Here is an 8,036-nt window from a genome sequence, read left to right on the forward strand (position 1 = left end):
GCCCTATTCCGCCCTATTTAACCCCATTTAACCCCATTTAACCCCCAAAATATGAAAACTTCCGCAATCAAGACTCCCTCAAAAGAGATTGAAAAAGACCTCCTGACAAAAATAGATTTCCTGACCAAGCCCAAAGGCTCGCTCGGCAAACTTGAGAAACTCGCCGCCCGTATCGGGCTTATACAGCAGACGCTGTCACCGAAGCTGTCGAAACCACACAATATACTGTTTGCAGCTGACCACGGCATAATAGAGGAGGGTGTAACTGTCTCTCCCAAAGAAGTGACATGGCAGCAGCTGTCTCATTTCTCGCATGGTGGCGCCGGCATCAATTTTCTCTGTGACCAGCATGGATTCAGACTCGTGCTTGTAGATGCTGGTGTCGATTACGACATTCCCGCCGGAAAAGGAATCATTGACTGCAAGATACGGAAATCCACACGCAATTACCTGTATGAGCCGGCGATGACACGTGAGGAGTGCGATCTTGCTGTAGAACGCGGAGCAAAAGTTGTGGAAGACGTTTACAACGATGGCTGCAACATAGTAAGTTTCGGTGAGATGGGCAGCGGCAACACATCATCATCATCCATGTGGATGCACGCTTTCACCGGCATTCCTTTGGCTGAATGCATAGGTGCCGGCGCAGGACTCGACAAACCCGGCATCAACCGTAAACTCGATGTACTGACCCGCGCATGGGATAATTTCATATCCGAAAAGAAACGGGATGTCGCAGGTATTATCCCACAGCCGGGACAACACGTACCCGACACGATGGCAGAAGAGATCATGGCTCGGTTCGGCGGATACGAGATGGTAATGGCTGTGGGTGGCATGCTTAAGGCTGCCGAACTCGGAATGATAATAATTGTAGACGGATTCATAATGACCGCATGCATACTTGCCGCGTCCAGACTGAATCCGGCTGTGCTCGATTACGCGATCTTCGGACATCAGGGCGATGAATCGGGACATAAACTCTTGTTGCAGGCTCTTGGCGCCGATCCTATTCTACACCTTGACCTGCGTCTTGGCGAAGGGAGCGGCGCGGTATGCGCATATCCTATAATAGACTCTGCAGTGCGCATGATCAACGAGATGGACAACTTCCAGTCGGTAGGTGTCACCAAATACTTCTGACAAACAGGTTATGAAAAAACTTTTTGCGGCAATAGGATTCTTCACAAGGATTCCGGTATGGAAAATTACAGACATACCGTCTGACAAATATAAACGTGTAGTGGATCTGTGGCCGGCTGCCGGATGGATAACCGGAGGCTTGACGGCATTGACATTATGGGGGGCACTTCAAGTGCTTCCCCCTTTTGCCGCCGTTGTCACAGCTTTTGCCGTAAGACTTCTTCTTACCGGTGCCTTGCATGAGGACGGACTCGCAGATTTCATCGATGGCACAGGAGGAGGCTCGACCCGCGAACGCATTCTCGAAATAATGAAAGATTCAAGAATCGGATCCTATGGAGTCATCGGTCTTGTAATTTATTTCATGCTCCTTGTGTCATGCGTGGCATCGCTGCCGCCGGCAACAGCTCCATTGATTGTCTTTGCCGCCGACCCGTGGAGCAAGTTCTGCGGATCATTCATCATCAACACACTCCCCTACGCCAGAAAACAAGAGGAGGCTAAGAACAAAATCGTATATGACCGCATGTCGGCACCGGCTTTTGTGATATGCCTGCTGTCAGGATTGCTTCCCGCAATCCTGTTGCCGGAAGCATATTGGCTTGCCCTTCCTCTTCCGATGGCTGTCGCAGCCGCGATGATACTCTATATGCGCTGTAAAATCGGAGGGTACACCGGTGACTGCTGCGGAGCCACGGCACTGCTCTGTGAACTGGCTTTCTATTTTTCATCCGCTGTCATTGCCCACGCTGTCATTCAATAAAAAACGCTCATGAAGATAACCTTTATCCGACATACAGCCGTTGACGTTGAGCCAGGTGTTTGCTATGGTCGCACCGATGTGCCTTTAAAACCGACATTCCCCGAAGAAGCCGCGAAAGTGCGTGAAACCATCAGAAAAACCATAATATCAAACGGCAAGCCGTTTGACGCGGTATATCGTAGCCCGTTGAGCCGGTGCCGGCTGCTGGCAGAGGCGTGTGGTTATGATGAAGCCATCCCTGATGACAGACTGTTGGAGATGAATTTCGGAGAATGGGAGATGCAACGATACGATGACATAAAAGACCCGAGATTACAGGAATGGTTTGACGACTGGCTGAACGTCACACCTACCGGCGGCGAGTCATTTCTCGACCAGAACCGGCGTGTCGCATCATTCCTTGACGACATGAAAAACTCCGGCAAGGGCGATGTCCTGGTGTTCACCCATGCCGGAGTCATGATGAATGTGATGCTTATCCTCGGAATCATTCCGTTGGAAAAGCTTTTCGGCTCCCAGCCTCCATATGGAGGCATGATCACAGTCGAAGTCTGACCGTAGAGCACGTTAAAAAACGTGCTTCTATTTGTATTTTGCCCAACGTACAAGATCCTTGATGTTGGGCTTTTTGCCATACATGAAGATGCCGATTCTATATATCTTCGCGCTCAGCCATATCATGAAAAGAACAGAGACAAACAGCAATACCGCAGAAAGCGCGATCTCCCATCCGGCAACGCCGAAGGGCATTCGTGACATCATCACCATCGGCGAGGTGAACGGTATCACCGATGTCCAGAAAGCGAGTTGCGACGTGGGGTCATTGACTACAGTGAAAGCAAGAAGCAGACCGATTATTATAGGCATTGTGGCGAATGAGGTGAGCTGGCTCGCATCCTGGATATTGTCGACAGAACTGCCGATGGCGGCATAGATGGAGGAATAGAAGAGATATCCGCCGACAAGGAAAAGAGTCATGCATCCGAAGAGTTTCATGATATATGCAGGATTACCGATTCCGAGCACCAATGAGAGCGTTGCGGAATCCATGTCGGATGCGGAACTCAGTATCGCAGGCAACCCCCACATGGTGAAGGCAAGTATGATGAACGCCCATATCAGTATCTGAGTGAGCGCGACACATCCGATGCCGAGCAGTTTTCCCATCAGCAGTGTGTAGGGCTTGACCGACGACACCACAACCTCAAGCACACGATTGGCTTTCTCCTCGATAATCGAGGTCATCACCATCTGCCCGTACATGAGTATGAACATATAAAGGATCATCATCATCACGATTCCTATCATATAGGATATCGCCGATGAAGTCTCTTTCTCGCCGTCATCGCCGAGCGTAAATGTCTGCATCCTCACATGCGACTGCACGGCGGCGATTATCTGGTCAAGATTCTCTATATCGTAGCGTTGAAGTCTCTTCTGCTCAACGATTCGCGACAATTCGCCGGAAATCGACTCTTCAGTGGCAAGACTCACCGCCTCTCGGGTATACAGCGAGACATCAGTGTCATCGCTGACAAGATTTTCTCCGATAACAAGAACCCCGTCATAATTATTGTCTGCCTTCGCCTCCTCTACCGACATCTCTACCGGCGCGAAAGAAAGCTCGCCATGCGCAGGCAACGCATTGCCTACGATCCCCGAGGGGTCTACCACTGCTATGGTCTTCTTCTCCGGACCGGACAATATGGAGATCACTGCCGGGAAAGCCATCATGGCTATCATTATCACCGGCATAAGGATTGTTGTGATTATAAAACTCTTGCGGCGCACCCGCTCGAAATATTCTCTCTGTATGATTAAAGACAGTTCCATATCTTATTTGTTTTCAACCGGCATTTCCGAGGAATTGCGCACGGCATTGATAAATATATTGTTTATTGAAGGCATCACAGGTTCGAAACCGACAAGATCTGTCGCCCTGTTTGCAATATCCACAAGATCGCGGCGAGTAGCCGCATCGCTGAGTTCGACTATCACGGATTCCCCCTGACCGCGGTTCTCTTCCTCATCCTCGCCGATATAGGATACAACAGGCTTGATAGCCTCGGCAAGAGAAGACAGCTCTCCTTCGAAACGCAATCTGAAGCGGTTGCCTCCGAATGAGCGGCGCAGCTCCTCTACATTCCCGGTAAGAATGTTACGGCTGCGGTTTATCAGTGTTATATGGTCGCACAACTCTTCGACACTGCTCATATTATGTGTGGAGAAAATAACAGTGGAGCCTTCATCTCGCAAACGGAGAATCTCCCTTTTGAGGATATTCGCGTTGATAGGGTCAAATCCGGAAAACGGCTCATCGAAAATCAGAAGTTTCGGACGGTGAAGCACTGTGATGATAAACTGCACTTTCTGCGCCATTCCTTTGGAAAGTTCCTCTACTTTCTTATTCCACCAGTTGCCGATTTCCATACGCTCGAACCATTCCTTGAGACGTTTCTCGGCATCGCGTTTGTCCAGACCTTTCAGCCGGGCAAAGAATATTGCCTGCTCCCCTACTTTCATTTTTTTGTAGAGACCACGCTCTTCCGGGAGATAGCCTATATGCTTGACATCATCTGCTGTCAGCGGTCTGCCATCGAAGATAACTTCTCCTGCATCGGGAGCGGTGATATGGTTTATGATTCTTATAAGAGTGGTTTTCCCGGCACCGTTGGGACCGAGAAGGCCATACACACTCCCCTCCGGCACGTGTACAGTCACATCGTCAAGTGCCTTATGCCCGGTATAATCCTTGACTATACCGTTAGCTTCCAGTAAATAGCTCATTTTTATTATTCTTTGTTCGGATTACAAATTTAAACAATTTTTTCCGATTATACATCTTCGTTTACCACTCAGTCTAAACCAATCCATATTTTGTTATCCAACCACACACTACCACATAACAACCACTTTTATATATAAAAGTGGTTGTAAGTGCGCAGGAGGAAGCAGAGAATCAACATGAGGAGTTCGGCTTGGAGACAGACACGGAGGGAGATACGCAGGTCGGAGTCCGTGAGAAGCTTGGGGTTGGAACCGATATAGGGTTTGTAGACGGCTTCGCCGAAGTAGTCATGAGTGCCACCGAAACGACAGTCAAGGATTCCTGCCAATGCCGCCTCGGGATAACCGGAATTTGGACTGGCATGACAACGTCCATATTTCCTAACAAATCTCAAAAGAGAAAATCTAAAGATAGAGATTACCATAAGAAAAGAGGTGAGACGCGCCGGAATGTAGTTTGCCACGTCATCCATTCTTGCAGCGAAACATCCGAAATCCTTATATCGCTCGCTTTTATATCCGATCATCGAGTCCAGTGTATTCACCATCTTGTACGCCATCATTCCCGGCAATCCCAACAGCAGATACCAGAACATCGGGGCTATGACACCGTCGCTGAGATTTTCGGCAAGTGTCTCCAATGCCGCGGTCTTTATTTCCTGTTCATCAAGCGAACCAGTATCTCTGCCTACTATCCTCGCTACCTGACGACGCGCGGCATCCAGCCCTTCGCGACAGGCGGCAAACACCATCCTGACCTCTTTCGTCAGCGTGGTTCCTGCAAGACAATAGAACACACCCGCCGTTTCTATCGCAATGCGGACATACGGATATGGAGACAATAGCCATAGCAGAAGCCTCACTATTCCAAACACCGACAACACGAGCGATAACGACATCAAGGCTCCCTTCAGCCTGCGGTCAGACCCTTTGTTGAGACGGTGTTCAAAAAAGGAAATAACTTTCCCATATCCGACAACTGGATGCGGCAGACACGCCGGATCTCCGAACAGGCGGTCAAGAATCCATCCAGCCAGCAAGGGCAAGACAGCTACCGCAATGTGTAAAATCATCTCATCCATTCCTCCACAGCTTTTATCAACATATCATTTTTAGCGGAACTCTGCGCCGCAACACGGAAATATCTTTCATCCAGACCTTCGAAGTTTGAGGCATCCCTGACAAGTATGCCGTGGCTATCCACAAGATATTCCTTAAGTTCTGCAGCCGTACCCTCCGGCAGACGACATAGAATAAAATTGCAGTCTGTCGCTGAACATTCGATACCCATACCTCTGAACGCACAGGCAATACGCAAAGCTTCGGCGTGCAGTCCGCGTGCGTTGATGATATAATCCGCATCATGCCGGAGAAGGTATCCGCCTGCCTCTATGGCAAGCGTGTTCACAGCCCATGGCATCCCCTTGTCTCTGACCGCTGCCGCTATCCCCGACTCCGCTACCATATAACCTATACGCAGACCCGGAACGGCATACCGTTTCGTAAGAGAACTCAAGAGAACGACATTCCCCGTCTCCACAGCTTCCTGCGGAGCAAGCACCGGCTTGGCGGTGTAATCGGCATATGCCTGATCTACAACAACCCAAGCCCGATTGTCATTATTGGTATCCGCTTGAACTTTACCTCCTCTAAACTTATCGGAAAGATCAAGAATCAAAGATTTGTCCAGAACCTCCCCTGTCGGATTATTCGGACTGCACAGCCATGCGAGATCAGCAGATACAGGAATATCCGCAACTTCCTTCACGAAACATATCTCATGTCCGAAACTACGGCAGGCATCCTGATACTCCCTGAATGCGGGTATGCGGATCGCCGACACACATCCGCTGAAAATATGCGCGATTCGATACATCGCGTCTGTCGCTCCGTTTGTGACAACCACATTTTCCGCTCTGACACCGATTTTCCGGGCAATCTGTCTCTCCAGTGAATATGGAGCCGGTTCGGGATAACTTCCTATCTTAGACATTACCGAATGGAGATAGGAAATCAATCCCGAGTGATCCGAATCCGAGATTATATTGGTGCTGAAATTGTGCATGACCTTTGCGCCATAACGATAAAGGTCATCTCCATGCCCTTCAATCATCTTCTCTCATTATTTTATACAGCAGTTCGATGTCAAGACATTCGCGGAGTCTGGCTGACAGCGCGTCATATTGCCTTTCCTTATAACTGCGGTATGGTTCGGTTTCACTTTTCAACGGCAAACCTTTCGCCCTGGCATGTGGAGCGAGCAGACGGTCTGTCACTTCCTGATTGTCGAGTATGCCGTGAATATAACTTCCCATCACTCTGTCGCCGGCAATACACCCGTCACATGTGCCGTCACTCTTCACGACCAGCGGACTCGCATCCGCCGGGACCTCAGTCTCGCCCATATGGATTTCATAGCCAGACCCGGTTACTTCGCAATCTTTCACAGTAAACTCCACACGTCTGATGGTCTTGTTGCCCCTCAGCACGGTACTCGTCGGGAGCAGGCACAAACCTTCCGCGGCTGCTACCTCGCCTTCCACCCCATCCGGATCGGAGATTTCACGACCCATCATCTGGTATCCCCCGCAGATTCCCATGACAGAACAGCCACGTGCGGCAGCGGCGATTATGGCATCATCACACCCCTTTTCCCGCATGGCACGGAGATCTCCTATCGTATTCTTACTTCCGGGAAGTATAATCACATCTCCCTTTCCAAGTTCGGACGGATCATCCGTAAAGTAGAGGTGCACACGCGGATCTCGCGAAATGGTGTCGAAATCAGTAAAATTTGATATATGAGGCAAAGCCAAAACAGCCACATTAATCATGTTTTCCTCTGTGTGAACGGAAGATTTTTTCATCAGCGATACAGAATCCTCCTCCTCGATATGAATATCATCGAGATACGGTACAACTCCTATTACTGGCACTCCGCAGATTTCCTCCATCTGGCGGCGACCCTTTTCAAAGAGTTTTTCATCACCACGGAACTTATTGACTATGATGCCTTTTATATATCTGCGGTCTTCCTCAGTCTGAAGCATTATGGAACCGTATGCCGAGGCAAACACTCCTCCTCTGTCTATGTCGGCAACAAGTATCACTGCCGCACCCGCATATCGCGCCATCGACATATTCACTATGTCAGAGTCACGCAGATTCAGTTCCGCTATGCTGCCGGCACCTTCCATTACTATGGGATTATAGCGGGAGGAAAGACGGTCGAAGGCGGCATGCACCTCTTTTCGCAACGGTTCCTTGTTCTCTTTTCTGAAATACTCATAAGCATCCTTGTTGCCGACGGGAAGACCGTTGAGCACTACCTGCGAGGTCATGT

Annotated in this window: 8 protein-coding genes; 3 read left to right on the plus strand and 5 right to left on the minus strand. The window is 49.5% G+C overall.

From position 1 onward, the window contains the following. Positions 1-51 precede the first annotated feature (51 nt). Genes cobT through cobC form a run of 3 tightly spaced genes read left to right on the plus strand, consistent with a single transcriptional unit; the run spans position 52 to position 2,461 of the window. The gene (gene cobT / locus JX312_RS05985; protein ID WP_204457382.1) at positions 52-1,143 is read left to right on the plus strand and encodes a nicotinate-nucleotide--dimethylbenzimidazole phosphoribosyltransferase; all 1,092 of its coding nucleotides are present in this window, start codon (positions 52-54) and stop codon (positions 1,141-1,143) included. Between the two features lie 10 nt (positions 1,144-1,153). Next, positions 1,154-1,906, plus strand: a complete 753-nt coding sequence (locus tag JX312_RS05990) for an adenosylcobinamide-GDP ribazoletransferase (protein ID WP_204457383.1) — start codon at positions 1,154-1,156, stop codon at positions 1,904-1,906. Between the two features lie 9 nt (positions 1,907-1,915). Next, a complete protein-coding gene (gene cobC / locus JX312_RS05995; RefSeq protein ID WP_204457384.1) occupies positions 1,916-2,461 on the plus strand; it encodes an alpha-ribazole phosphatase in 546 nt (181 codons plus the stop codon). Positions 2,462-2,488: 27 nt separating this feature from the next. On the opposite strand, the gene JX312_RS06000 is transcribed toward cobC, so the two are convergent. From JX312_RS06000 to JX312_RS06020, 5 genes are all read right to left on the minus strand, one after another. After that, positions 2,489-3,739, minus strand: coding sequence for an ABC transporter permease (locus tag JX312_RS06000; protein ID WP_123405680.1), 1,251 nt, complete (start codon positions 3,737-3,739; stop codon positions 2,489-2,491). 3 nt (positions 3,740-3,742) lie between these two features. Next, entirely contained in the window at positions 3,743-4,693 is a 951-nt protein-coding gene (locus JX312_RS06005) for an ABC transporter ATP-binding protein (protein ID WP_124030777.1), read from the minus strand. 128 nt (positions 4,694-4,821) lie between these two features. Then, entirely contained in the window at positions 4,822-5,775 is a 954-nt protein-coding gene (gene cbiB, locus JX312_RS06010) for an adenosylcobinamide-phosphate synthase CbiB (protein ID WP_204457385.1), read from the minus strand. After that, on the minus strand, positions 5,763-6,806 hold the full coding sequence (locus JX312_RS06015) for an aminotransferase class I/II-fold pyridoxal phosphate-dependent enzyme (RefSeq protein WP_204457386.1): 1,044 nt from the start codon (positions 6,804-6,806) through the stop codon (positions 5,763-5,765). Before JX312_RS06015 ends, cbiB begins: the two co-directional genes overlap by 13 nt. Continuing rightward, positions 6,799-8,036, minus strand: a 1,238-nt coding sequence (locus JX312_RS06020; RefSeq protein ID WP_204457387.1) for a cobyric acid synthase, incomplete at its 5' end; no start/stop codon positions are given. The genes JX312_RS06020 and JX312_RS06015, both read right to left, overlap by 8 nt.

The sequence above is a fragment of the Barnesiella sp. CU968 genome (assembly GCF_905219685.1).
Lineage (GTDB): Bacteria > Bacteroidota > Bacteroidia > Bacteroidales > Muribaculaceae > Lepagella > Lepagella muris_A.

What these genes read in the sequence shown, in the direction of transcription:
- cobT (WP_204457382.1), top strand. Translation starts at nt 52, where the DNA reads ATGAAAACTTCCGCAATCAAGACTCCCTCAAAAGAGATTGAAAAAGAC.
- JX312_RS05990 (WP_204457383.1), top strand. Translation starts at nt 1,154, where the DNA reads ATGAAAAAACTTTTTGCGGCAATAGGATTCTTCACAAGGATTCCGGTA.
- cobC (WP_204457384.1), top strand. Translation starts at nt 1,916, where the DNA reads ATGAAGATAACCTTTATCCGACATACAGCCGTTGACGTTGAGCCAGGT.
- JX312_RS06000 (WP_123405680.1), bottom strand. Translation starts at nt 3,739, where the DNA reads ATGGAACTGTCTTTAATCATACAGAGAGAATATTTCGAGCGGGTGCGC.
- JX312_RS06005 (WP_124030777.1), bottom strand. Translation starts at nt 4,693, where the DNA reads ATGAGCTATTTACTGGAAGCTAACGGTATAGTCAAGGATTATACCGGG.
- cbiB (WP_204457385.1), bottom strand. Translation starts at nt 5,775, where the DNA reads ATGGATGAGATGATTTTACACATTGCGGTAGCTGTCTTGCCCTTGCTG.
- JX312_RS06015 (WP_204457386.1), bottom strand. Translation starts at nt 6,806, where the DNA reads ATGATTGAAGGGCATGGAGATGACCTTTATCGTTATGGCGCAAAGGTC.